Source organism: Citrobacter cronae, from assembly GCF_016893685.1.
GTDB lineage: Bacteria > Pseudomonadota > Gammaproteobacteria > Enterobacterales > Enterobacteriaceae > Citrobacter > Citrobacter werkmanii.
In genome coordinates this window covers 3,461,134-3,487,811 of record NZ_CP069763.1, presented here as the reverse complement: position 1 = coordinate 3,487,811, position 26,678 = coordinate 3,461,134, and the positions used below count along the sequence as shown (strand labels likewise).

Here is a 26,678-nt window from a genome sequence, read left to right as displayed (position 1 = left end):
GATAATGACCAAAAGCAATATGCATCACAAAATAGCGGTCGTCAGACGCGATGTGCAACACAATCGCCCTTGCTCATCGAAGATTTCGATTTGCCATACCTGATGGCGAGAGCCGGTATGAATGGCGCTACACACGCCTCTGACACGCCCTTCCCGCGCAGAGCGAACATGGTTGGCATTAACCTCAAGGCCCACCACTTTTTGCTCCCCCTGAGTGCACAGGTAACCGGCCACCGAACCAATGCTTTCCGCCAACACCACCGATGCACCGCCATGTAGTAAACCAAAAGGTTGTTTGGTGCGATGGTCCACCGGCATTGTGGCCTCCAGGGTATCGTCGCCAATATGTTCAAAGCGAATGTCGAGCAACCCCACCATATTTCCTTCACCCATGGCATTGAGCGCCTCAAGAGTGACTTCACGTTTCCAGATCATCCTATAATCTCCAGCAGTGCCTGTAATGGATGGCGAACGCCCGTGCCTTCAACGCGTTTAACCTGGCTACGACAGGAATATCCGGTAGCCAGACAACGATTTCGCGGCAGTCGTTGCATTGCCTGGTGCCATGATAGCTCATAGATCCCCAGTGAGTTCTGGTGATTTTTCACTTCGTGCCCATAAGTGCCAGCCATGCCGCAGCACCCCACGCTGACGTTCTCCAGCCTGGCGCCAAAACGGGCAAATATAGCTGCCCACTGCGCAGGCGCGCCTGGCAGGGCCGTCACTTCGGTACAATGACCAAAGAAATACCACGGCTCACCGGCAATAGCAGCTGGCTGCTGTGACGCCACAACGGTAGATAACCATTCGTTGACCAGCAATACATGGAAATCCCCCCGCTGTTCTCCAAGCGCCAGCTTGTATTCATCGCGATAACAGAGCACCAGCGCCGGATCAACGCCCACCATTGGAATATTCAGCTTCGCCACCCGGTTGAGAAACTCAGATGTCTTTTTCGCTGTTTTGGCAAAACGGTTTAAAAAGCCTTTAATGTGCTGCGCTTTGCCGTTTGGCGAGAACGGCAGCAGTACCGGCTGTAAGCCCAGTTTTTCTACCAGACGGATAAAATCAGCCACCACCTGCGCATCGTAATAGCTGGTGAACGGATCCTGTACCACCAGCACCATACGGGCTTTTTGTTCCGGGCTGAGTAATTCGAGCTGCTCCAGTGTCATGTTCGCAGAACGATGACCAACCAACTGACGTTGCAGCGACGGCGCAGACAACAACGGTAAATCCACCATACCGATGTGCTTTTTAGCCAGATTACGCACCAGCGGCTGATTGATGAAGAAATTAAACGTTTTGGGCGCACGCGCCATGAGCGGCGCATAACTCTCAACGGTCGCCACCATATGATCGCGCAACGGTCGCAGATAACGCGTGTGGTACAGTTGCAGGAAGCGCGAGCGGAACTCCGGTACATCAATTTTAATCGGACATTGCGTGGAACAGGCTTTACACGCCAGACAACCGGACATCGCCTCTTTGACTTCATGCGAGAAATCGTATTCGCCCTTACGCGCATGCCAGCTGTTGCGGGTGCGGGCAATCAGCGTGCGTAAACTGGCGCGTTTTTCCGGCAGCTCTTTTTCCAGCTGTATCGGGTCAATTCCGCGATCCGCCAACAGACGCAGCCATTCACGTACCAGCGTGGCACGGCCTTTCGGCGAGTGGATTCGGTTGAGGCTGATTTTCATCGACGGGCACATGGGGCTTTTCGCATCAAAGTTAAAGCATAACCCGTTGCCGTTACACTCCATTGCTCCGCGCCACTCTTGCCGCACCGCCAGTGGGATCTGTCGGTCATAAGTCCCGCGCTTGACGGCATCCACTTTCATCATTGGCGCGTCAACGTCTTCCGGTGGACAGATTTTCCCCGGGTTCAGCCGGTTTTGCGGATCAAATACCGACTTCACTTTGCGCAATTCGCGATACAGTTCGTCACCGAAAAACGCCGGACTGTATTCTGCACGAAAACCTTTCCCGTGTTCGCCCCACAGCAGACCACCATATTTTGCCGTCAGCGCGACCACATCGTCAGAAATGCGTTTCATCAGCACTTCTTGCTGCGGGTCACACATATCCAGCGCCGGTCTGACGTGCAGCACGCCGGCATCCACGTGACCAAACATGCCATAACTCAGACCGTGGCTGTCGAGCAGCGCACGGAACTCGGCAATGTAGTCAGCCAGATGCTCCGGTGGAACGCAGGTATCTTCAGCGAACGGAATAGGCTTCGCGGAACCTTTCGCATTTCCCAGCAAACCGACGGCTTTTTTACGCATGGCGTAAATGCGCTCCACGCCCGCGAGTTCAGTACACAGTTGCCAACCAATGACACCGGCTTCCTGACGGGAAATTAAGCCGTCCAGGCGTTCGCACAGCGCCCTGACCTGAGCATCAATCAAAGCTTCATCGTCACCCGCAAATTCGACGATATTCAGGCCCAGCATTTCTTTATCCGGTACGTCGGTAATCAACTCACTTACCGAATGCCAGACGATATCTTCCCGCGCCAGATTAAGCACTTTGGAGTCAACGGTTTCTACCGACAGTGCGCGCGCTTCCACCATAACCGGGGCGTTACGCAATGCTGAATCAAACGAGTCATACTTGACGTTGACCAACTGCCTGACTTTGGGCAACGGCGTGATATCCAGGCGCGCTTCGGTAATAAACGCCAGCGTACCTTCTGAGCCGGTAAGAATGCGGGTTAAATCAAATTCGGTCATCTCGTCGTTGAAGACGTGTCGGAGATCGTAACCGGTAAGGAAGCGATTGAGTTTGGGGAATTTATCAAGAATAAGCTGCCGATTATCACGACACCGCTCATACACCGTCTTATAGATGCGGCCAATAGTGGTATTGCTGTTGCCCAGCGTTTGGGCGAGTTCGATCGGCATTGGCTGGGTATCAAGAATATCGCCGCCCATCAGCACCGCGCGGATACCCAGCACGTGATCGGAGGTTTTACCGTAAACCAACGAACCTTGTCCGGATGCGTCGGTATTGATCATCCCGCCCAACGTTGCCCGGTTACTGGTGGATAATTCCGGGGCAAAGAAATAGCCGTAAGGCTTCAGAAACTGGTTGAGCTGATCTTTGATTACCCCGGCTTCGACCCGCACCCAACCTTCCTGCGGGTTGATTTCAATAATGCGACTCATATAACGGGACATATCAACAATAATGCCCTGATTCAGCGCCTGACCGTTCGTCCCGGTACCGCCGCCGCGCGGGGTAAAAATCAACGACGAAAAAAGAGGTTCAGCCGCCAGACGGGCGATCAGCGCCACATCTGCCGTTGAACGCGGGAAAACCACAGCATCAGGAAGCAGCTGATAGATACTGTTATCCGTCGACATTGTCAGCCGATCGGCGTAGCTCGTTGCCGTATCGCCCGTGAATCCTTGCTGCTCCAGCGCCTGCAAAAAATTGAGCACCAGTTGAACGACACCTGGCGCCTGAGAAATTTGTGGAATCATTATAGTGACCCTTTCCTGCGGTCTGTGTTGTGAATTTAATCGTTTGCGTGTTGCTTTGTTTGTTGTATCACATTTTTTTCTAATACGCTCAGCAGATTTACAGGCAGAATCCGCCTGTTCAAAACCGCTGAAATTGCTCATCATTACAGGGTGTGATTTAAGTGTTCACGTCGCGTCAACGTTCTGACGCAAAGACAAAGGTGAAAAGTATTTATGGTAAATTTTCGTCAGCCCAGGGATATTGCGCAAGTGCTGCTAACGGTGCTGTTTTTAGCCATCATGATTGTGGCCTGTCTCTGGATTGTGCAGCCCTTTATCCTCGGTTTTGCATGGGCGGGTACGGTGGTCATCGCAACCTGGCCTATCCTGTTACGCTTGCAAAAACTGCTGTGGGGACGCCGTTCACTGGCGGTGCTGGTAATGACCCTGCTGTTGGTAATGTTGTTTATCATTCCTATTGCGCTGCTGGTTAATAGCATTGTTGATGGCAGCGGACCGTTGATCCATGCCGTCACCGCTGGCGATATGACGCTGCCGGATCTGGCGTGGTTGAACAGCATTCCGTTGGTGGGAGCCAAAATGTATGGCGCATGGCACAGCCTGCTGGATATGGGCGGCGCAGCCATTATGGCCAAAGTTCGGCCTTATGTCGGCGCCACAACGACCTGGTTTGTCGGTCAGGCTGCGCATATTGGTCGCTTTATGATGCATTGTGGCCTGATGCTGCTATTCAGCGCCCTGCTGTACTGGCGTGGTGAGCAGGTGGCGTTAGGGATCCGTCATTTCGCGTGTCGACTGGCATCCAAACGCGGTGATGCCGCCATTCTGCTGGCGGCGCAGGCCATTCGCGCTGTTGCGTTAGGTGTTGTGGTTACGGCTCTGGTGCAGGCGGTCCTCGGCGGCATTGGTCTGGCGGTAACCGGCGTGCCGTATGCGACGCTGCTGGCAGTATTAATGATCCTCTCCTGCCTGGTACAACTGGGGCCGCTGCCGGTGCTGGTCCCGGCCATTATCTGGTTGTACTGGACCGGGGATTCAACCTGGGGCACCGTGCTGCTGGTGTGGAGCGGTGTGGTCGGAACGCTGGATAACGTCATTCGCCCAATGTTGATTCGTATGGGCGCCGATTTGCCGCTGATCCTTATCCTTTCTGGCGTCATCGGTGGATTAATTGCATTCGGCATGATTGGTCTGTTTATCGGCCCGGTAGTCCTGGCCGTGTCCTGGCGTCTGTTCTCTGCCTGGGTGAATGAAGCGCCTGCGCCGGGGAGCGATCCGGACGAACTCCTCGCAGAAATAGAAAGCAATAAGTAATCCAACGTCAGGCGGCATTGCCGCCTGATTGTTTAGCAATGTTAATCTATCCCGTCCCGGTACTGAGTTAAACCGAACGGTACTCTTCTCGCAGCACTCATTTATGTCGCAAATTCTTTACAGTTTTTAAACTATTGAGATGAATCTGATCGACGCGAAAAATCAGTATGCCTACTATTAGCTCAAGGCTGTAGATCAACACATTGATTTATAAGCATGGAATTCCCCTGAGTGAAACAACGAATTGCTGTGTGTAGTCTTTGCCCATCTCCCACGATGGGCTTTTTTTTGTCCTTCACTCACCTCTGCACTCGACTGACTGCAAAACTCAGTACCTCTTCCCTGCTATACAACAAATAATATTGCACAAGATACTGTGACTCTCTTCAAGCCGAAATATCCACAGCAATGCTATTACTATTCCACCGTCTTTTATGAGGTGATCAAATAATGAACGCATTGGAACTGCAGGCTATCCGCCATATTTTTGCTATGACGGTGGAAGAAAGCGCGATGTATATCTCGCGTGATAATAATGTTGCCGCATGGCAACAATGGGAAAATGGCGAAAGGGAAATCCCGGAGTACATCGCGCACATTTGTAAAGAAATGAAAGCCAGACGGAAAGTAAGAATTAATGCAGTTATCGACAAAATTAATAACCGCATTGGTAATAACACTATGCGTTTTTTCCCCGATCTGAACTCATTTCAGACGGTTTATCACCACAACGATTTCCTCGACTGGAAAATCTATCAATCGGCTGCTGTTGAGCTCTACGCTCACGACCTTGAGCGTTTGTGTTAAGCATTTACAACGCCATACCAATTTAGCCTCTTCGCTGAGTAACACATTATGAAAAACACCTATTTCTCCACTGCGATAGGGCTGTACTTTAATTACCTGGTCCACGGCATGGGGGTCATTCTGATGAGCCTCAATATGTCTTCGCTTGAACACCAGTGGCAAACCAACGCCGCGGGCGTCTCGATCGTTATTTCCTCGCTGGGTATCGGTCGTTTAAGTGTCTTATTAATGGCTGGCATGCTCTCCGACCGCTATGGCCGCCGACCGTTTATTATTTTCGGCATGATCTGCTACCTGATTTTCTTTGTTGGCATCATCAATACGCATAGTATTTTTATCGCCTATGCCTTTGGCTTTCTGGCGGGAATGGCCAACAGTTTTCTCGATGCCGGAACCTATCCCAGCCTGATGGAGGCGTTTCCCCGATCGCCCAGTACAGCCAATATATTAATAAAAGCCTTCGTCTCCAGCGGCCAGTTTCTGCTACCTATGATTATCAGTTTGTTGGTGTGGGCCGAGCTTTGGTTTGGCTGGTCCTTCCTGCTGGCGGCCGCCATTATGATAATCAACGGCGTGTTTTTGTTTCGCTGTCGCTTCCCGGCGCATCCAGGAAATCGAACTTCCATCAAGGCATTACCTGCTAAACGGGAAACCCAACAATCTGAACATCGTTGTTCGATTCTCGATCTTGCCTGTTACACTCTGTATGGCTATATCGCCATGGCGACATTTTATCTGGTAAGCCAGTGGCTGGCGCAGTACGGACAGTTTGTTGCTGGCATGCCTTATACGTTATCTATCAAATTGTTAAGCATTTACACCTGCGGCTCTTTGCTGTGCGTATTGATTACTGCTCCACTGGCGCGCAAAGCGGAACGCGCGACATTGTTGTTGATGCTGTACACCTTTATTTCATTTATTGCGCTGCTGGTGGTTTGCCTGCACCCGACACCCTACGTGGTTATCACCTTTGCGTTTGTCATTGGATTTTCTTCAGCCGGAGGCGTGGTGCAAATCGGTTTAACGCTAATGGCGGCACGCTTTCCACATGCAAAGGGTAAAGCGACCGGCATTTACTACAGCGCGGGCAGCATTGCGACTTTCACCATTCCGCTGATCACAGCAAGAATCTCTGAGACCAGCATTGCTCATATCATGTGGTTTGATGCCGGTATCGCCGCTGTCGGTTTCCTGTTGGCGCTGTTTATTGGGTATCGCAGCCGCGCCGCATTAAAACATCAACTAAAAATGGCGACGGTCGCAGAATAACGAGGATGCAATATTGTTCATCCCTTCTGCAACATAATTGGCTGCCCTTTTAAATTATCAGCAAAAAGTCATCAGGAAGAATTAAATTCACAGTTTAAGATGCAAAATACCTGGTAAGTTAAACGCCATGCTATGTAGGTAATGTGTCTACTGAACGGTATATTAAGCACAAGGTCGCCGAAATTTAAAAATATCGTCAAGCACGAAATAATTTTAAAATCCGCAAGGAGTTGTGAAAATGTCTCAAAACAAGACCTTTAACACGCCATTTCTTCTGGCGATAATCTGTATTTATTTAAGTTATTTTCTCCACGGCATTAGCGTCATTACGCTGGCGCAAAATATGACGTCTCTCGCAGAAAAGTTCTCCACCGACAATGCCGGGATTGCCTATTTAATTTCAGGCATTGGTTTGGGGCGACTGGTGAGTATTTTATTCTTTGGTGTGCTCTCAGATAAGTTTGGCCGCCGGGCGATCATTCTGTTAGGCGCTATTCTGTATATGCTGTTTTTCTTCGGTATTCCCGCCAGCCCTAATCTGCTGATTGCCTTTATTCTGGCTGTTTGCGTTGGCGTGGCTAACTCGGCGCTGGATACCGGTGGCTATCCGGCATTAATGGAATGCTTCCCCAAAGCATCAGGATCGGCTGTTATCCTGGTTAAAGCGATGGTCTCGTTCGGGCAGATGCTCTACCCCATTGTCGTCAGCACCATGCTGCTCAACCATATCTGGTACGGGTATGCGGTCATTATCCCCGGCGTACTGTTCGTCGTTATCACCCTGATGCTGTTAAAAAGCCGCTTTCCCAGCCAGATGGTGGATGCCGGTATCGCCAAAGAGCTGCCACAGATGAACAGCAAACCGTTGGTCTGGCTGGAAGGCGTCGCTTCCGTGATGTTCGGTGTCGCGGCGTTTTCAACCTTTTACGTCATCGTGGTCTGGATGCCGAAATACGCTATGGCGTTTGCCGGCATGGCGGAAGCCGACGCCCTGAAAACGATCTCTTACTACAGTATGGGATCGTTGGTCTGCGTATTTATTTTTGCCGCCCTGCTGAAGAAAATGGTTCGACCGATATGGGCAAATGTGTTTAACGCCGCGCTGGCAACCATCACCGCAGCGGTCATCTATTTATATCCCTCTCCGCTGGTGTGTAACGCCGGTTCATTTCTGATTGGTTTCTCTGCCGCTGGCGGTATTTTACAGCTTGGCGTCTCGGTGATGTCAGAGTTTTTCCCCAGGAGCAAAGCCAAAGTCACCAGTGTTTATATGATGATGGGTGGCGTAGCCAATTTTATTATCCCATTAATCACCGGATACCTTTCTAACATTGGCCTGCAATACATCATTTTGCTGGACTTTGCATTTGCTCTGCTGGCCTTCATCACCGCCATCATCGTCTTTATTCGTTACTACCGCGTATTTGATATTCCCAAAAATGATGTGCGGTTGGGCGAACGTTATTTTCAATAAATTGTTTAGAAGGAGTATCAAATGGACGTAACTGCTAAATATGAACTGATTGGCTTAATGGCCTACCCTATCAGACATAGTCTGTCACCAGAAATGCAAAACAAGGCATTAGAAAAAGCGGGACTACCTTTTACCTACATGGCATTTGAAGTCGATAACTCAACGTTTGCCAATGCCATTGCCGGACTGAAAGCGTTGAAGATGCGCGGCACCGGGGTCTCTATGCCCAATAAGCAGTTGGCATGTGAATATGTTGATGAATTGACCCCTGCGGCCAAACTGGTCGGCGCAATCAATACCATCGTGAACGATGATGGTTACCTGCGCGGTTACAATACCGATGGCACCGGTCATATTCGCGCCATTAAAGAAAGCGGCTTCGATATTAAAGGTAAAACCATGGTACTGTTGGGCGCGGGCGGCGCATCGACAGCCATTGGCGCGCAGGCGGCCATTGAAGGCATCAAAGAAATTAAGCTGTTTAACCGTAAAGATGAATTCTTTGAAAAGGCGCAGGCATTCGCCAAACGCGTCAATGAAAACACCGATTGCGTCGTGACCGTTATCGATCTCGCCGATCGGCAAGCATTTGCCGATGCCCTCGCCAGCGCGGATATTCTGACCAACGGCACAAAAGTCGGCATGAAGCCGCTGGACAACGAATCTCTCGTGACCGACGTTTCCCTGCTGCGCCCGGAGCTGCTGGTGACTGAATGCGTTTATAACCCGCATATGACCAAATTATTGCAACAGGCGCAACTTGCGGGTTGCAAAACAATTGATGGTTACGGCATGTTGTTATGGCAAGGGGCTGAACAGTTCAAACTCTGGACCGGGAAAGATTTCCCACTGGAGTATGTGAAACAGGTTATGGGTTTTGCAGCCTGACGGGCACGCATTTGTAATATATTTAAAGGGTAATCAATGAAAACCGTAACCGTAAGAAACCTCGTGATTGGCGAGGGCGCGCCGAAGATCATTGTCTCGCTGATGGGTAAAGACATCGCCACGGTAAAAAGCGAAGCGCTGGCCTATCGCGAAGCGGATTTCGACATTCTGGAATGGCGCGTTGACCATTTCAGCGATGTCTCTTCCACAGATGCCGTGCTGGAAGCGGCTCGCGCCATCCGCGATGTGATAGCGGACAAACCGCTACTTTTCACCTTCCGCAGCGCCAAAGAAGGCGGTGAACAGGCACTGTCTGTCGAAAACTATATTGCACTTAACCGTGCAGCAGTAGACAGCGGTCTGGTGGATATGATCGACCTGGAGCTTTTCACCGGTGATGAGCTGGTTAAAGCGACCGTCGAACATGCCCACGCGAAAAATGTCAGCGTGATTATGTCGAATCATGATTTCCATAAGACACCAGCCGCAGAGGAGATCATCCAGCGTCTGCGTAAAATGCAGGAACTTGGCGCGGATATTCCTAAAATCGCCCTGATGCCGCAAAACAAAACGGATGTGCTGACACTGTTGGGCGCTACGCTGGAAATGCAAGAGCGCTATGCGGACCGGCCGATAATTACCATGTCGATGGCTAAAACTGGGGTGATTTCACGTCTCTCCGGCGAGGTTTTCGGTTCAGCAGCCACCTTTGGCGCCGTGAAAAAAGCGTCGGCCCCGGGACAAATTTCGGTCGCCGATCTGCGTACTGTATTAACAATATTGCATCAGGCTTAATAGCAGAATATATCCACATCACTATTAGCAATGCCCTGCCCCAGATATTCGCTTAACCACGAATATCTGGCTGGCAGCTAAGCCTGATTAAATTAACTCACAATATTATTGTCGACTATAGCGACAGGTAGTCGCACGCATATAATCTGGAGTTTATATGAAATTTCCAAGACCAAACCGTATCGATGGTCGAGTACCTGTATTATCCGCAGCAGAAGCCATTAATTATATTCCTGATGAAGCAACACTCTGCGTATTAGGCGCAGGCGGCGGTATTCTTGAAGCAACCACATTAATTAATGCATTGGCAGAAAAATACAAAAATACGCAATCACCACGTAATTTATCATTAATTAGCCCAACGGGTTTAGGCGACCGCGCCGACCGCGGAATCAGCCCGCTGGCGCAGGAAGGTTTAGTCAAATGGGCGCTCTGCGGCCACTGGGGACAATCGCCACGAATCTCCGACCTGGCTGAGCAGAATAAAATCGCTGCCTATAACTATCCCCAGGGCGTATTAACCCAAGCCCTGCGGGCATCAGCTGCTCATCAGCCTGGCATTCTGAGTGATATCGGCATCGGTACGTTTGTCGATCCTCGCCAACAGGGCGGCAAACTGAATGAGGTGACGACCGAAGATCTGATCAAACTGGTGGAAATCGATAACAAAGAGTACCTCTATTATAAAGCCATTGCGCCAAACATCGCTTTTATTCGCGCGACTACCTGCGATAGCGAAGGCTACGCCACCTTTGAAGATGAAGTGATGTATCTCGATGCGCTGGTGATTGCCCAGGCCGTACACAACAACGGCGGCATCGTCATGATGCAGGTGCAAAAAATGGTGAAGAAAGCCACGTTGCATCCGAAAGCGGTGCGTATTCCGGGCTATCTGGTCGATATTGTGGTCATCGACCCCGACCAAACGCAACTGTACGGTGGCGCGCCTGTTAACCGTTTTATTTCCGGCGATTTTGTCCTCGATGACAGCCAGCAAACAGCCCTGCCGCTTAACCAGCGTAAACTGGTGGCCAGACGCGCGCTGTTCGAAATGCGTAAAGGCGCGGTCGGCAACGTTGGCGTGGGCATCGCCGACGGGATTGGCCTTGTCGCACGCGAAGAAGGTTGTGCCGACGATTTTATTCTGACGGTCGAAACCGGCCCGATTGGCGGCATTACGTCTCAGGGCATCGCGTTTGGCGCCAACGTCAACACCCGCGCCATTCTGGATATGACCTCCCAGTTTGACTTCTACCACGGCGGCGGGCTGGATGTGTGTTATTTAAGTTTTGCTGAAGTGGATCGGCACGGCAATGTCGGCGTACATAAATTCAATGGCAAAATCATGGGCACCGGCGGTTTTATCGATATTAGCGCCACCTCCAAGAAAATTATTTTTTGCGGCACGTTAACTGCCGGAAGTTTGAAAACGGAAGTTGCCGACGGCAAGTTAAATATCGTGCAGGAAGGTCGGGTGAAAAAATTTGTTAACGAATTACCTGAAGTCACGTTCAGTGGAAAAATTGCCCTTGAGCGTGGTCTCGATGTGCGTTACATCACCGAACGCGCTGTATTTACGTTAAAAGAAGATGGCCTCCATTTAGTTGAAATTGCGCCAGGGGTCTCTTTACAGGAAGACATTCTCGACAAAATGGACTTCACTCCGATTATTTCCCCAGACCTGAAACTGATGGACGAAAGATTATTTATCGATGCCTCGATGGGCTTTGTATTACCCGACGCAGCCAATTAAAAGGAGTACCCTGATGGACTTTTCATTAACTGAAGAACAAGAACTGTTGCTTGCCAGCATTCGCGAACTGATTACCAGCAATTTCCCGGAAGAGTATTTCCGCACCTGCGATCAGACGGCGACTTACCCGAAGGAATTTATGCGAGCTCTTGCGGACAACGGTATTTCGATGCTGGGTGTTCCGGAAGAGTTTGGCGGCATCCCTGCTGATTACGTCACCCAGATGCTGGCACTGATGGAAGTGTCAAAATGTGGCGCGCCCGCATTTTTGATCACCAATGGCCAGTGCATCCACAGCATGCGACGTTTTGGCTCCGCCGAGCAGCTGCGTAAAACGGCAGAAAGCACCATGGAAACGGGCGATCCAGCGTATGCACTGGCATTAACCGAACCGGGAGCAGGCTCCGACAATAACAGCGCCACCACCAGCTACACCCGCAAAAACGGCAAGGTGTATCTCAACGGGCAAAAAACATTTATCACCGGCGCTAAAGAGTATCCGTACATGCTGGTACTGGCTCGCGACCCGGAGCCGAAAGATCCGAAGAAAGCCTTTACGCTATGGTGGGTGGATTCAAAGAAACCTGGCATTAAGGTTAACCCACTGCATAAAATCGGCTGGCACATGTTAAGCACCTGCGAAGTCTATCTTGATAACGTTGAAGTGGACGAAAGCGATATGGTCGGCGAAGAAGGCATGGGCTTCCTTAATGTAATGTACAACTTTGAAATGGAACGCCTGATCAACGCCGCGCGCAGCACGGGATTTGCTGAATGCGCCTTCGAAGATGCCGCTCGTTACGCTAACCAACGCATCGCATTTGGTAAGCCAATTGGTCATAACCAGATGATCCAGGAAAAACTGGCTCTGATGGCAATAAAAATCGAAAACATGCGTAATATGGTGCTGAAGGTCGCCTGGCAGGCCGATCAGGAACAGTCGCTGCGCACCAGTGCGGCGCTGGCAAAACTGTATTGTGCACGTACGGCAATGGAAGTGATCGACGACGCGATTCAGATTATGGGCGGACTGGGTTACACCGATGAAGCACGCGTATCCCGATTCTGGCGCGATGTCCGCTGTGAGCGCATTGGCGGTGGTACCGATGAAATCATGATTTACGTCGCGGGTCGCCAAATCCTGAAAGATTATCAAAATAAGTAAGCGGTATAACTGACCGGATAGCGCGGATGCGCTATCCGGGACGGTGCGGGGGAATCAGACTTCAGGCATCAGGCATTCTTGCTCAGCAAGGTTATTTTTAAACTGCCTACGATAATCGCTGGGAGTACATCCCACATGCCGCTGAAAAAGTTTGGCAAAATGATCGACGTTTTCATACCCTACCCGCCACGAAATTTCCGCCAACGAGGCCTCGGTATTAGTCAGGGAAAATTTCGCCTCCGTCATTCGTCGCTGAATAACATAATTGATGGGTGAAATACGATACTCCTTGGTAAATTCATGGCAGATATAGCTCACGCTGGCGCGGAATTTTTTAGATAACTGTTCGAGAGTGATTTTTTCGCGGAAATTGTTATTTAAATAGACCAGTACATCTTTAATTAAGACATCTTTTTTAATATATCCTTGTTCAGAGCGGTAAGCATTTTTAAAGTTTTCGTAATATAACACGGTTAATGCATACGCGAATGCGTCATAAGCGGAAGACGTCAGGTTGTTCTTGCTCTGCGGGAGCATCACCCCCAGTTCATTAAAAATACTCTTAATAACCTCTTTACCCTGACTGACGCTAATGACCGGACACGAGTGCGTCTGCAATAGCTGATTATCCTGCCAGCCGTTAAACCGGAAACCGTAGAGCGCGCAGGTGTAAGTGGTAGCCGGTGCGCTGGTATCAGATGCAACCGCATGTAATCGCCCTTGTTCAATCACCACAATGTCCCCGGCATGCGCGACATACAGCGAAGAGTCGATGATTAATCTTGCAACCCCCTTTTTAACATAGATAAGCTCCGTTTCATTATCATGAACATGATGGCCGGACTCCCAGTTAGGATCATCGCTAATGACGAATCGGGAAAGTCTCGGCGTTTTCCCCTGCTCAAAAAGGGTCTCCATGGCATTATCAAAGCAGCGTTGATACATGACAACCTCCACCTAAAGGCAGTAATTTTGCGAATAATTAATATCAGAAAGCGAAAACAATAATGATGTTATACAACGTTATTCCTTGCTGGCGAAACAAAATTATTTGCGTCGACTGCAAGATGATACCTCCGGCGCTATCTCGCTGTTCTCTACGATTATTTCCGTTTTATAAAAACTGATAAGAGTAAATGTTATTAATTCAACATTAACAATTTACATATCAGAAACAAATTAAGCGTAGAAACGATAAAAAACAGGATGCATTTCGCAATTATCCTTCCCTGGTGTGTTTGCTATTTTTTTTCTTCAGTACACAACCCCGGGCTCTCGTTTATGAAACAAGCATTCCCGCCGCACTTTTTTTTGCAAGATTGTTGGGAATGAAAACAGATTGCCCCGTCGAAAACAGTCCCCTCTCTGCCGCACACTATTTTCAGTTAATTTTCCCTACTGTGGATGACTGGAGATGCCATGAAAATAATAACCTGCTTTAAGTTGGTGCCTGAAGAACAGGACATTGTTGTTACCCCACAGCGTTCGCTTAACTTTGACCGGGCCGACGCCAAAATCAGCCAGTTTGATCTGAATGCGATTGAGGCCGCGGCGCAACTGAGTACGGAGGGTGATGAAATCGTCGCTTTAACCGTGGGCGGCTCGCTACTGCAAAATTCCAAAGTGCGTAAAGACGTGCTGTCTCGTGGACCGGACAGTTTGTTCATGGTGCAGGATCCACAGCTGGAGCATTCATTGCCCCGCGACACCGCTCAGGCGCTGGTCTGCGCGGCCAAAAATATGAATTTCGACCTGATGCTGTTCGGAGAAGGATCGGGGGATATCTACGCCCAACAGGTTGGCTTACTGGTTGGCGAACTGTTGCAACTCCCGGTGATTAGCGCCGTCAGCAACATCCAACGTAATGGCGACCGCATTGTGGTTGAGCGTACGCTGGAAGATGAAGTCGAAGTGATTGACCTGCCGCTCCCCGCTGTACTCTGCGTAACCTCGGATATCAACACGCCGCGTATTCCCTCAATGAAAGCCATTCTCGGCGCGGGTAAAAAGCCCGTCACAACATGGCAAGCCAGCGATATTGGCTGGACGCCGGCGTCACCGTTAGCGGAACTGGTAAGCCTTACGGTACCGCCACAAACAGAACGTAAGCACATCATTCTGGAAAATGACTCGGCTGAAGCCATTGCCGAACTGGCGGAACACCTGAAAAAAGCCCTGAACTAAGCTCAACGGAGAGAAATTATCATGAGTAAATTAGCTAACGTATGGGTGTTCAGCGATAACGTAGAACGCTACGCAGAATTAATGGCCGGCGCGCGTCAGTGGGGTGAACACGTCCATCTTATTGTACAAGGCAGCGAACAAGCTAATCAGGTTAAACCTCTGGGTGCCGATGAGATAATCGTGCTCGAAGCCCCCTCCGGTTTACAGCGTGTTGAAAATTACGCCGAAACCATTGCAGCGCAGATGCAAGAACACGCCGGAATGCTGTTGATGCCCGCTACAAAGCGCGCGAAATCACTTGGGGCACGGTTAAGCATCCAACTCAATGCCGCGATGGTGAACGACGCAATATCGGTGACGCTTGAGGATGACACCGTGTTCGCAGAGCACCGCATGTATGGTGGTCTGGCATTCGGCAAAGAAAAAATCAAAAGCGCGCTGGCAATTATCACGCTAGCCCCAGGGGTGCTTGAACCTGTAGCGGAAAACGCATCGCACACCTGTCCTGTTGTCTCGGCAGCTTACATCGCACCGCTTCATGAAATTATGTGCCAGGAACGTCGCGCCAAATCCGTGAGCAGCGTGGACCTCAGTAAAGCCAAACGTGTGGTTGGCGTGGGGCGCGGCCTGGTTGCGCAACACGATCTGGAGATGGTGCACCAGTTGGCATCGGTACTGGGTGCAGAAGTGGGCTGTTCACGCCCGATTGCCGAAGGCGAAAACTGGATGGAGCGCGAACGCTACATTGGCGTTTCTGGTGTGTTACTGAAATCAGACCTTTACCTCACGTTAGGCATCTCAGGACAAATTCAACACATGGTCGGCGGTAACGGCGCGAAAGTCATTGTCGCTATCAATAAAGACAAAAAAGCCCCTATTTTCAATTACGCCGATTACGGCCTGGTAGGCGATATCTACAAAGTTGTTCCGGCCCTTATCGAACATCTCAGCCGCTAACCCCCCATTTAACGCACATCTCCCGCTGCTTCGCGGCGGGAAAGGAGCATAAAGCATGTCAGATGAAAAATTCGATGCCATTGTGGTCGGTGCTGGCGTGGCGGGTACAGTTGCAGGCTACGTTATGGCGCAGGCCGGACTGGACGTGCTGGTCATCGAACGCGGAAACAGTGCGGGCAGTAAAAATATGACCGGTGGGCGACTCTATGCGCATAGTCTGGAACGCATCATGCCGGGATTCGCGCAGGAAGCACCACTCGAACGTAAAGTGACCCGCGAAAAAATATCCTTCCTGACCGAAGAGAGCGCCATAACGCTCGACTTTCATCGGGATAAAGACAACGCGCCAGCGCAGGATTCTTACACCGTGTTGCGCAACCGACTTGATCCCTGGCTGATGGAAAAAGCAGAACAGGCCGGCGCGCAGTTCATCCCCGGCGTCCGCGTTGATGCGCTGATCCGCGAAGGTAATAAGGTCACCGGCGTGCAAGCTGGTGACGATATCCTGGAAGCCAATATTGTCATCCTGGCCGATGGCGTCAACTCAATATTAGGGCGGTCGCTGGGGATGGTCCCTCCCTCTTCTGCTCACCACTATGCCGTTGGCGTAAAGGAGTTGATCGGCTTACCTCCGGCTGTGATTGCGGATCGATTCAACCTCTCAGGCGATGAAGGCGCAGCCTGGCTGTTTGCCGGTTCACCGTCGGATGGACTGATGGGGGGAGGCTTTCTGTATACCAACCAGGACTCGGTCTCTCTGGGGCTGGTATGCGGGCTGGGGGATATTGCTCACGCAACGAAAAGTATTCCACAAATGCTGGAAGACTTTAAGCAACACCCGACTATTCGTCCACTGATTGCGGGAGGAGAACTGCTGGAGTATTCCGCACATATGGTGCCGGAAGGCGGGCTGGCAATGGTACCCAAACTGGTTGATGACGGCGTAATGATCGTCGGCGATGCCGCGGGTTTCTGTCTGAATCTGGGTTACACGGTGCGTGGTATGGATTTAGCAATAGCCTCCGCAGAAGCCGCTGCCCAAACCGCCATTGCAGCCAAAGAACGCCAGGACTTCTCCGCCAGCAGCCTGATGGACTACAAACGCGCCCTCGAACAGGGCTGTGTGATGCGTGATTTACAGCATTTTCGCAAGATCCCGGCGCTGATGGAAAACCCGCGCCTGTTCACCCAATACCCTCGCATGGTCGCAGATATCATGAACGATATGTTCACCGTTGACGGACGCCCGAACCAACCGATTCGTAAGATGATGATGTCCCATGCGAAGAAAATTGGGTTGATGAACTTACTGAAAGACGGCATCAAGGGGGCAACTGCGCTATGAGTCAGGACAATACCGTTAACGTCGACGTCAAGCTGGGCGTCAATAAATTCAATGTCGATGAAGGTCACCCGCACATTATTCTGGCCGAACATCCCGATCTGAATGAATTTCGCAAACTGCTGAAGGCCTGTCCCGCCGGACTGTATAAGCAGGACGAGAGTGGGAATATTCATTTTGATTCTGCTGGCTGCCTGGAGTGTGGCACCTGTCGGGTGCTGTGCGGCGATACGATCCTCGAACAATGGGAGTATCCGGCAGGAACATTTGGCATTGATTTTCGCTACGGCTAACGGATTGAGCCGTTGTACCCCGGATCGGCTTCCACGGCCAATCCGGTCAGACGTATGCCGATATTATCCAGGGAATAACGAATGAGTATCACACTAACGTTTAACGCCGAACGTCGCGATGCCTGGCGACAACAAGGTTTATGGGGAGATGCTTCGCTTGGCGATTACTGGAACCAAACAGCCAGAGCCATGCCGGATAAAATCGCCGTGGTTGATAATCATGGCGCTTCATATACCTACGCCGCACTCGACGGTGCCGCCAGCAGTCTGGCGAGCTGGTTTTTAGCCTGCGGTATTCAACCCGGCGATCGCGTCGCTTTCCAGTTGCCGGGCTGGTGCGAATTTACCATTATTTATCTGGCCTGCCTGAAAACCGGAGCCGTTTCCGTCCCGTTACTACCCGCCTGGCGCGAAGCGGAGTTAGTATGGGTATTAAATAAATGTAAAGCGAAGATTTTTTTCGCACCTACCCTGTTTAAACAAACCCGGCCGGTTGATTTGATCCTCCCCTTACAAAACCAGTTACCGCATCTGCAACAGATTGTCGCCGTGGATAAACTGGCGCCGGCAACCACCTCGCAGGCACTCAGCCAACTGCTTTTAGCACCGCCGTTAAATCAAACGATTAACGTTCACGCGGATGAACTGGCAGCGGTACTGTTTACCTCCGGAACCGAGGGAATGCCGAAAGGCGTAATGTTAACCCACAACAATATCCTTGCCAGCGAACGCGCCTACTGCGCCCGTCTCAATCTCACCTGGCAAGATGTGTTTTTAATGCCCGCGCCGCTTGGACATGCTACCGGTTTTCTGCATGGCGTTACCGCACCGTTTTTAATCGGCGCCCGCAGCGTGTTGTTGGATATTTTTACCCCAGACGCCTGTCTCGATCTGCTGGAGCAACAGCACTGCACCTGCGTACTCGGCGCAACGCCGTTTGTCTATGACATGTTGTGTCGCATGGAAAAACGCGCCTGCGATCTCTCATCGCTACGCTTTTTTTTATGCGGAGGCACCACCATTCCGCAAAAGATTGCCCGTGACTGCCAACGGCTCGGCATTAAATTGTTAAGCATTTATGGTTCAACGGAGAGCTCGCCGCATGCGCTGGTCAATCTCGATGATTCACCTTCCCGCATGATGACCACCGACGGCTATGCTGCCGCAGGCGTCGAAATTAAAGTCGTCGATGAAGCGCGCAATGCCCTGCCCGCAGGAGTAGAAGGTGAAGAAGCCTCGCGTGGCCCCAATGTTTTTATGGGCTACCTCGATGAACCCGAACTGACCGCCCGCGCGCTGGATAAAGAGGGGTGGTATTACAGTGGCGACTTATGCCGGATGGACGACGCGGGATACATCAAAATAACCGGGCGTAAAAAAGATATTATTGTGCGGGGAGGGGAAAATATCAGCAGCCGCGAGGTAGAGGATATTTTATTGCAACATCCACGCATTCATGATGCCTGCGTTGTCGCGATGCCGGACGAACGGTTAGGTGAACGGTCGTGCGCTTATGTGGTACTAAAAGCCCCGCATCATTCGCTGTCGCTGGAATCTGTCGTCGCCTTTTTTAGCCGCAAACGGGTGGCAAAGTATAAATACCCGGAGCATATCGTGGTTGTCGAGAAGTTACCTCGCACAGCGTCCGGTAAGGTACAAAAATACCAGTTGCGTCAGGATATTATTAAACGTTTGAGCATGGAGAGTATTGCAGGATAAAGTGCCGGATGGCGATGCTAACGCATCTTATCCGGCCTACGTTGAATAGGCCGGATAAGGCATAATGTTACTTGTTCAGTTCAGCCAGGCTCAGCCAGGTCTGTACGACGGTGTCCGGGTTCAGCGACAGACTGTCGATCCCCTCTTCCATCAGCCAGGCCGCGAAGTCTTCGTGGTCAGAAGGTCCCTGACCGCAAATACCCACGTATTTGCCCTGTTTCTTAGCAGCGCGAATCGCCATCGACAGCAGCGCTTTCACCGCGTCGTTACGCTCATCAAACAGTTCAGAAACCACACCCGAGTCACGGTCCAGGCCCAGCGCCAGCTGCGTCATGTCGTTTGAGCCGATGGAGAAGCCATCGAAGTACTCAAGGAACTGTTCTGCCAACAGGGCGTTAGACGGGATCTCGCACATCATGATGATCTTCAGGCCATTCTCGCCGCGTTTCAGCCCCTGGCGCGCCAGCTCTTCAACCACCGCTTTCGCCTGGGCAACGGTACGTACAAACGGTACCATCACTTCAACGTTAGTCAGACCCATGTCGTTACGGACACGTTTCACCGCGTCACATTCCAGTGCGAAACAGTCGCGGAAGCTGTCTGAAACGTAACGGCCCGCCCCGCGGAAGCCCAGCATCGGGTTCTCTTCGTGCGGCTCATAACGCTCACCGCCGACCAGGTTAGCATATTCGTTGGACTTAAAGTCCGACATACGCACGATGACGCGTTTCGGATAAAACGCCGCACCCAGCGTCGCGATCCCTTCCGTCAGACGACCAACGTAGAATTCACGCGGAGAGTCGAAACCTTTCATCATGCCGCGGATTTCATTTTGTAGCTCAGGCGTCTGGTCATCAAACTCCAGCAGCGCACGAGGGTGCACGCCGATCATGCGGTTGATAATGAATTCCAGACGCGCAAGGCCGACACCTTCGTTTGGCAGGCAGGCAAAGTCAAAAGCCCGGTCCGGGTTGCCGACATTCATCATCACCTTCAACGGCAGATCCGGCATGGTCTCCACGCTGGAGCTCTTCACGCTGAAATCAAGCATTTCAGCGTAAACATAACCGGTGTCGCCTTCGGCACAGGAGACAGTGACCTTCTCACCATCCTTCATGCGCTCGGTGGCATCGCCGCAGCCAACCACGGCAGGGATCCCCAGTTCACGGGCAATGATCGCCGCGTGACAGGTACGGCCGCCACGGTTGGTCACAATCGCCGCCGCTTTCTTCATGATCGGTTCCCAGTCCGGGTCGGTCATATCAGTCACCAGTACGTCGCCGGGTTCAATACGGTTCATTTCGCTGATGTCGTGAATAACTTTGACCGGGCCGGCGCCAATGCGGTGACCGATGGCGCGACCTTCAGCAATAATTTTACCCTGGGCGTGCAGCGTATACCGCTCCATCACCTGCCCGCGAGAACGCACGGTTTCCGGGCGAGCCTGAACAATGAACAGCTTGCCGGTATGACCGTCTTTCGCCCATTCGATGTCCATCGGACGACCGTAGTGCTTCTCGATCTGTACCGCCTGCTTCGCCAGTTCCTGCACTTCATCATTGGTCAGAGAGAAAATATCGCGTTGTTCCTGCGGCACATCCTCAATGGTCACCTGCTTACCGTGTTCCTGGGTTGGCGCGTAGACCATACGGATTTTTTTCGATCCCATGGTGCGGCGAACGATCGCCGGACGGTTAGCCGCCAGAGTCGGTTTGTGCACGTAGAACTCATCCGGGTTAACGGCACCCTGCACCACCATCTCGCCCAGACCCCATGCGGAAGTGATAAACACCACCTGGTCGAAACCGGATTCGGTGTCGATGGAGAACATAACGCCTGAGGACGCAAGGTCAGAGCGCACCATTCGCTGGACACCAGCAGAAAGCGCCACGCCGCGGTGGTCATAGCCCTGGTGAACACGATAAGAAATCGCGCGGTCGTTAAACAGCGAAGCAAATACGTGTTTGATAGCGACCAGGACAGCATCGAAGCCCTGGACGTTAAGGAAGGTTTCCTGCTGACCAGCAAATGACGCATCTGGCATATCTTCTGCGGTGGCGGAAGAACGCACGGCAAAAGAAGCATGGGCATCGTCTGCTGACAGCTGCGCGTAGGCATCGCGGACGGCATTTTCCAGCTCCGGCTGGAAAGGAGTGTCGATAATCCACTGGCGGATTTGTGCCCCGGCTTTCGCAAGCTCGGTAACATCATCAATATCCGTTTTATCCAGCAGCTCATAAATGCGCTGGTTTACACCGCTTTGGTCCAGAAACTGGTTAAACGCATCGGCGGTTGTTGCAAAACCATTCGGTACGGAAACTCCCATACCGGAAAGGTTAGTAATCATTTCACCCAGGGAGGCATTTTTGCCCCCAACTCTGTCTACATCATTCATGCCGAGTTGGTTATACCAAAGCACCAGCGGTGACGAGCCATTGTTGGACATCGAACAATCCTTATATATGAACGAGGTTAGGAAACTCAATTTTGCGTATTTATCTTTGCATATTTACCGCGGCGAAAAAAACGGTGAATCGTTCAAGCAACTTTATTTTTTATTTTTTAAGATTGTTTCCGCATTTGCGCAAACCCGCGAGCGACACGGGATCACCACAAAAACTACCGGTATAAACATTTGTTCCGAAAAATGAAATGCACTTTTCATTAAATATAAAAATAGCGTTTCACTTTATAAAAGTGATGGCGCAATATTCGCTTCTGGCGAATTTTAATTTATGCTTTCAGAGAATTATGTCTGCCCCAGGATGCGCAAAATGGATAATGCTGTTGATCGTCACGTTTTTTATATTTCTGATGGTACGGCCATCACCGCCGAGGTATTGGGCCACGCGGTAATGTCGCAATTTCCGGTCACTATCAACAGCATTACGCTGCCGTTTGTTGAAAACGAGAGTCGCGCGCGCGCGGTTAAAGACCAGATTGACGCCATTTACCAACAAACCGGCGTGCGTCCTCTGGTGTTTTACTCTATCGTCTTGCCGGAAATCCGCTCAATCATTCTGCAAAGCGAGGGGTTTTGTCAGGATATCGTACAGGCGCTGGTCGCTCCATTGCAGCAAGAGATGAAGCTCGACCCAACGCCGATTGCCCATCGTACCCACGGCCTGAATCCCGGCAACCTCAACAAGTACGATGCGCGTATTGCCGCTATTGATTACACCCTTGCCCATGACGATGGTATTTCGTTGCGCAACCTCGATCAGGCGCAGGTGATCCTGCTCGGTGTTTCCCGTTGCGGCAAAACCCCGACCAGTTTGTATCTGGCCATGCAGTTTGGTATCCGCGCGGCCAACTACCCCTTTATTGCCGATGATATGGATAATCTGGTGCTGCCCACATCCCTGAAGCCGCTGCAGCATAAACTGTTCGGTCTGACCATCGACCCCGAACGCCTGGCGGCGATCCGCGAAGAGCGACGAGAGAACAGCCGTTACGCCTCGCTACGCCAGTGTCGGATGGAAGTTGCCGAAGTGGAAGCGCTGTACCGGAAAAATCAGATCCCATGGTTAAACAGTACCAACTATTCGGTAGAAGAGATTGCTACCAAGATCCTCGACATTATGGGGCTGAATCGCCGCATGTACTAGAATGCTAGTGCATTGGTTCAATTTTTTGTTATTATGCTCGCCACCAGGCCGGATGAGTGTGATATTGTGATGCACATCACTTCCCGGTAGTCCTGCCGTTGAAGCAACAAATTTCTGAGACAAGTAATGAACAGAACCGATGAACTCCGTACTGCGCGTATTGACAACCTGGTCACTCCAGCAGAGCTTGCACAGCGGCATCCTGTTTCGTCCGCCGTCGCCCGTCATGTTACGGACTCCCGACGCCGGATAGAAAAAATATTGAATGGCGAAGATCCCCGTTTGCTGGTGATCGTAGGCCCTTGCTCAATTCACGATCTCGATGCCGCCGTGGAATACGCGACGCGCCTGCAGGCGCTGCGCGAAAAGCACCAGACGCGTCTGGAAATCGTGATGCGTACCTATTTTGAAAAGCCACGCACCGTCGTGGGCTGGAAAGGCTTAATTTCCGACCCGGACCTGAACGGCAGCTACCGTGTGAACCACGGCATTGAGCTGGCGCGTAAACTGCTGCTGCAGGTCAACGAACTGGGCGTCCCCACGGCCACTGAATTTCTCGATATGGTGACCGGCCAGTTTATTGCTGATTTAATCAGTTGGGGCGCCATTGGCGCGCGCACCACCGAAAGCCAGATCCACCGCGAAATGGCGTCTGCTCTTTCCTGCCCGGTTGGGTTTAAGAACGGGACGGATGGTAATACCCGTATCGCCGTCGATGCGATTCGCGCCTCCCGCGCCAGCCATATGTTCCTCTCCCCGGATAAAACCGGCCAGATGACCATTTATCAGACCAGCGGTAATCCATACGGGCATATCATTATGCGCGGCGGTAAAAAGCCGAATTATTTTGCTGAAGATATTGCCGCCGCCTGCGATACCTTGCACGAATTTTCCCTGCCTGAGCATCTGGTCGTCGATTTCAGCCATGGTAATTGCCAGAAGCAGCATCGCCGTCAGTTGGAAGTGTGTGATGACGTATGCCAGCAAATTCGCAACGGTTCGACGGCGATTGCCGGGATCATGGCGGAAAGTTTCCTGCGTGAAGGCACGCAAAAAATCGTCAGCGGTCAGCCGCTGGTTTACGGTCAGTCGATTACCGACCCGTGCCTGAACTGGGAAGATACTGAACTACTGGTGGACAAACTCGCCTCGGCGGTTGATAGCCGTTTTTAACGCTGTATACCGGGTAACACCACGTTGCCCGGTGGTAATTCTTTGTTTTTCCCTTCATTGTTGTGCAAAAACAGTTCCCGTCACAATTATTTCACAAAAACGCTTGCCGCACATTTGCAGTTTGATGATAATGATTATCATTGTTACATTGATTGCTATTTTTAAACTCTATGTCACGTATGGATAACACAACAGCTACGCCTGCAAAAGAAAAAACACCGCCTGCCGTCGCCGCAACCGAGCGTCGCATTGACAGTAAAAGTTTGCTGGGCAAAGAAGGACGCGTGATTATAGAGCACGATGGCCAGCACTACCTGCTGCGCCAGACCCATGCTGGAAAACTCATTCTGACTAAATAAACGACACTTTTCGCCAGCCACCCAGGTGATACCCAGGCAGCCAGCGCTTTTCGATTTTCTAATGGAGAGTTGCTATGCCCCACCTGCACACCGCATCCTTGCGCCCGTCGCTCCTGGCGTTGGCGATTGTCAGTAATCTTCCCGTCGTTGCCTGGGCGGCAGTAGAGGATATGACCGTCACCGCCACCGGTAATCCCCGTAGCGCCTTTGAAGCGCCGATGATGGTCAGCGTTATCGACGCTACTGCACCTGAAAACCAGACAGCCAGCTCGGCAGCCGACCTGTTACGAAAGGTTCCGGGCCTGACCCTTGACGGTACGGGGCGGACAAATGGTCAGGACGTCAATCTGCGCGGCTATGACCGTCGCGGCGTTCTGGTGCTGGTGGATGGCGTTCGCCAGGGAACCGATACCGGGCACCTGAACAGTACCTTCCTCGATCCGGCGCTAATCAAGCGGATTGAAGTGGTGCGCGGCCCTTCCGCACTGTTGTATGGCAGCGGCGCGCTGGGCGGCGTAATCGCCTATGACACTGCGGATGCTAAAGACTTACTGGAGGCGGGTCAGAATAGCGGTTATCGCGTGTTCGGTACCGCGGCTACCGGCGATCACAGCCTCGGTATGGGCGCCAGCGCATTTGGCCGCACCGATACCCTCGACGGGCTGCTGGCCTGGTCCAGTCGCGATCGCGGTAATTTGCGCCAGAGCGACAGCACTACCGCCCCGAACGATGAAGCAACTAACAATATGCTGGCGAAAGGCAGTTGGAAAATTGACAGCGCCCAGACGCTGGCCGGCTCGCTGCGTTATTACAACAATGATGCCCGGGAACCTAAAAACCCACAAACCAGCGCGGCGGATACCACCAGCAACCCGATGACCGATCGCTCAACCATCCAGCGCGATGCGCAACTGACCTACTCCCTCGCCCCGGCGGATAATGACTGGCTAAACGCGGATGCCCGCATCTACTGGTTCGAAGCGCGCATTAATGCACAAAACACGGACAGCACCGGCGAATTTCGCAAGCAGACCACCAAAGGCGGGAAAGTCGACAACCGTAGCCGCCTGTTTACCGATTCATTTGCTTCTCACTTACTGACCTACGGCGGTGAATACTATCGTCAGGAACAACAACCGGGTGGCGTAACCACCGGTTTCCCGGAGGCAAAAATCGATTTTAGCTCCGGCTGGCTACAGGATGAAATCACCCTGCGCGACCTGCCGGTTACGCTGCTGGGGGGTACCCGTTATGATTCTTATCGCGGTAGCAGCGACGGTTATGAAGATGTCGATGCCGACAAATGGTCGTCCCGCGCTGGACTCACCGTTGCGCCTGCCGACTGGCTGATGCTTTTCGGTTCATACGCTCAGGCCTTCCGTGCTCCAACCATGGGCGAGATGTATAACGACGCGAAGCACTTCTCGATTGGCCGTTTTTACACCAACTACTGGGTGCCAAACCCGAACCTGCGTCCGGAAACCAACGAAACACAGGAATACGGATTTGGCCTGCGCTTTGACGATCTGTTGATGGCGAGTGATGCGCTCGAATTTAAAGCCAGCTATTTCGACACCAAAGCCAAAGATTACATCTCCACCAGCGTCGATTTTGCCGCTGCGACGACCATGTCCTATAACGTACCCAACGCCAAAATCTGGGGCTGGGACGTGATGGCGAAATACACCGCCGATCTGTTCAGCCTCGATATGGCCTATAACCGCACGCGGGGTAAAGATACTGACACGGGCGAGTACATTTCCAGCATTAACCCGGACACCGTCACCAGCAAACTGAACGTGCCGGTTGCGCACAGCGGTTTCTCCGTTGGCTGGATAGGTACATTTGCTGACCGCTCAACGCACATCAGCAGCAGCTACGCCAAACAACCCGGCTATGCGGTAAACGACTTCTACGTGAGCTATCAGGGGCAACAGGCGCTAAAAGGCATGACCACCACACTGGTCCTGGGCAACGCCTTCGACAAAGAGTACTGGTCGCCGCAGGGCATTCCGCAGGATGGCCGCAATGGCAAAATTTTCGTGAGTTATCAGTGGTAATCACTTTTCCCCGGTTCGCCGGGGCAGCAA

Annotated in this window: 21 protein-coding genes and 1 other RNA gene; 18 read left to right on the top strand and 4 right to left on the bottom strand. The window is 51.7% G+C overall.

Features of this window, described 5'->3' with window-relative positions:
* Positions 1-24: 24 nt before the first annotated feature.
* Positions 25-435 carry a 1,4-dihydroxy-2-naphthoyl-CoA hydrolase gene (gene menI, locus JSN25_RS14955; RefSeq protein ID WP_042308766.1) on the bottom strand — a complete coding sequence of 137 codons (411 nt, stop codon included), beginning with the start codon at positions 433-435 and terminating at the stop codon, positions 25-27.
* Positions 432-3,488: a D-2-hydroxyglutarate dehydrogenase YdiJ gene (gene ydiJ / locus JSN25_RS14950; protein ID WP_204525071.1), complete on the bottom strand. Its 3,057-nt coding sequence runs from the start codon at positions 3,486-3,488 to the stop codon at positions 432-434. The genes menI and ydiJ overlap by 4 nt, the downstream gene beginning before the upstream one ends.
* A 213-nt stretch (positions 3,489-3,701) precedes the next feature.
* On the opposite strand from ydiJ, the gene ydiK reads away from it, so the two are divergent.
* From ydiK to JSN25_RS14905, 9 genes are all read left to right on the top strand, one after another.
* Positions 3,702-4,802: an AI-2E family transporter YdiK gene (ydiK, locus tag JSN25_RS14945; RefSeq protein WP_069324246.1), complete on the top strand. Its 1,101-nt coding sequence runs from the start codon at positions 3,702-3,704 to the stop codon at positions 4,800-4,802.
* A gap of 184 nt (positions 4,803-4,986) precedes the next feature.
* An RNA gene (gene rprA / locus JSN25_RS14940) (antisense sRNA RprA) lies at positions 4,987-5,094 on the top strand.
* Between the two features lie 158 nt (positions 5,095-5,252).
* Positions 5,253-5,609, top strand: a complete 357-nt coding sequence (locus JSN25_RS14935) for a YdiL family protein (RefSeq protein WP_038640241.1) — start codon at positions 5,253-5,255, stop codon at positions 5,607-5,609.
* A gap of 48 nt (positions 5,610-5,657) precedes the next feature.
* The gene (locus JSN25_RS14930) at positions 5,658-6,878 is read left to right on the top strand and encodes an MFS transporter (RefSeq protein WP_137347207.1); all 1,221 of its coding nucleotides are present in this window, start codon (positions 5,658-5,660) and stop codon (positions 6,876-6,878) included.
* 238 nt (positions 6,879-7,116) lie between these two features.
* Entirely contained in the window at positions 7,117-8,352 is a 1,236-nt protein-coding gene (locus tag JSN25_RS14925; protein ID WP_038640238.1) for an MFS transporter, read from the top strand.
* A 21-nt stretch (positions 8,353-8,373) separates the two neighbouring features.
* Positions 8,374-9,240: a quinate/shikimate dehydrogenase gene (gene ydiB / locus JSN25_RS14920; protein WP_069324249.1), complete on the top strand. Its 867-nt coding sequence runs from the start codon at positions 8,374-8,376 to the stop codon at positions 9,238-9,240.
* 36 nt (positions 9,241-9,276) lie between these two features.
* Entirely contained in the window at positions 9,277-10,035 is a 759-nt protein-coding gene (gene aroD / locus JSN25_RS14915; protein WP_087856690.1) for a type I 3-dehydroquinate dehydratase, read from the top strand.
* 157 nt (positions 10,036-10,192) lie between these two features.
* Positions 10,193-11,788, top strand: coding sequence for an acyl CoA:acetate/3-ketoacid CoA transferase (locus JSN25_RS14910; RefSeq protein ID WP_137350523.1), 1,596 nt, complete (start codon positions 10,193-10,195; stop codon positions 11,786-11,788).
* 13 nt (positions 11,789-11,801) lie between these two features.
* Positions 11,802-12,953 carry an acyl-CoA dehydrogenase gene (locus JSN25_RS14905; protein WP_038640230.1) on the top strand — a complete coding sequence of 384 codons (1,152 nt, stop codon included), beginning with the start codon at positions 11,802-11,804 and terminating at the stop codon, positions 12,951-12,953.
* A 54-nt stretch (positions 12,954-13,007) separates the two neighbouring features.
* On the opposite strand, the gene JSN25_RS14900 is transcribed toward JSN25_RS14905, so the two are convergent.
* Positions 13,008-13,898 carry an AraC family transcriptional regulator gene (locus JSN25_RS14900; RefSeq protein ID WP_121528971.1) on the bottom strand — a complete coding sequence of 297 codons (891 nt, stop codon included), beginning with the start codon at positions 13,896-13,898 and terminating at the stop codon, positions 13,008-13,010.
* Positions 13,899-14,372: 474 nt separating this feature from the next.
* On the opposite strand from JSN25_RS14900, the gene JSN25_RS14895 reads away from it, so the two are divergent.
* The 5 genes from JSN25_RS14895 (at position 14,373) to fadK (ending at position 19,448) form a co-directional block, all read left to right on the top strand.
* Positions 14,373-15,137 (top strand): electron transfer flavoprotein, encoded by a 765-nt coding sequence (locus tag JSN25_RS14895; protein WP_085049448.1) that lies wholly within the window; start codon positions 14,373-14,375, stop codon positions 15,135-15,137.
* Positions 15,138-15,158: 21 nt separating this feature from the next.
* The gene (locus tag JSN25_RS14890) at positions 15,159-16,094 is read left to right on the top strand and encodes an electron transfer flavoprotein subunit alpha (RefSeq protein ID WP_085049449.1); all 936 of its coding nucleotides are present in this window, start codon (positions 15,159-15,161) and stop codon (positions 16,092-16,094) included.
* Between the two features lie 55 nt (positions 16,095-16,149).
* Positions 16,150-17,439: an FAD-dependent oxidoreductase gene (locus JSN25_RS14885; RefSeq protein ID WP_204525070.1), complete on the top strand. Its 1,290-nt coding sequence runs from the start codon at positions 16,150-16,152 to the stop codon at positions 17,437-17,439.
* On the top strand, positions 17,436-17,729 hold the full coding sequence (locus tag JSN25_RS14880; protein ID WP_038640220.1) for a ferredoxin family protein: 294 nt from the start codon (positions 17,436-17,438) through the stop codon (positions 17,727-17,729). Before JSN25_RS14885 ends, JSN25_RS14880 begins: the two co-directional genes overlap by 4 nt.
* An 81-nt stretch (positions 17,730-17,810) precedes the next feature.
* Positions 17,811-19,448 (top strand): medium-chain fatty-acid--CoA ligase, encoded by a 1,638-nt coding sequence (gene fadK, locus JSN25_RS14875; protein ID WP_069324257.1) that lies wholly within the window; start codon positions 17,811-17,813, stop codon positions 19,446-19,448.
* A gap of 67 nt (positions 19,449-19,515) precedes the next feature.
* On the opposite strand, the gene ppsA is transcribed toward fadK, so the two are convergent.
* Positions 19,516-21,894 carry a phosphoenolpyruvate synthase gene (gene ppsA, locus JSN25_RS14870; RefSeq protein ID WP_042308787.1) on the bottom strand — a complete coding sequence of 793 codons (2,379 nt, stop codon included), beginning with the start codon at positions 21,892-21,894 and terminating at the stop codon, positions 19,516-19,518.
* A 328-nt stretch (positions 21,895-22,222) separates the two neighbouring features.
* Between ppsA and ppsR the strand changes: the two genes are divergently transcribed.
* From ppsR to JSN25_RS14850, 4 genes are all read left to right on the top strand, one after another.
* Positions 22,223-23,056, top strand: a complete 834-nt coding sequence (gene ppsR, locus JSN25_RS14865) for a posphoenolpyruvate synthetase regulatory kinase/phosphorylase PpsR (RefSeq protein ID WP_038640212.1) — start codon at positions 22,223-22,225, stop codon at positions 23,054-23,056.
* 126 nt (positions 23,057-23,182) lie between these two features.
* The gene (gene aroH, locus JSN25_RS14860; protein ID WP_038640209.1) at positions 23,183-24,229 is read left to right on the top strand and encodes a 3-deoxy-7-phosphoheptulonate synthase AroH; all 1,047 of its coding nucleotides are present in this window, start codon (positions 23,183-23,185) and stop codon (positions 24,227-24,229) included.
* A gap of 170 nt (positions 24,230-24,399) precedes the next feature.
* Positions 24,400-24,588: a hemin uptake protein HemP gene (hemP, locus tag JSN25_RS14855; RefSeq protein ID WP_038640207.1), complete on the top strand. Its 189-nt coding sequence runs from the start codon at positions 24,400-24,402 to the stop codon at positions 24,586-24,588.
* A 74-nt stretch (positions 24,589-24,662) separates the two neighbouring features.
* Positions 24,663-26,648, top strand: coding sequence for a TonB-dependent hemoglobin/transferrin/lactoferrin family receptor (locus tag JSN25_RS14850; protein WP_204525068.1), 1,986 nt, complete (start codon positions 24,663-24,665; stop codon positions 26,646-26,648).
* The last annotated feature ends 30 nt before the right edge of the window (positions 26,649-26,678 follow it).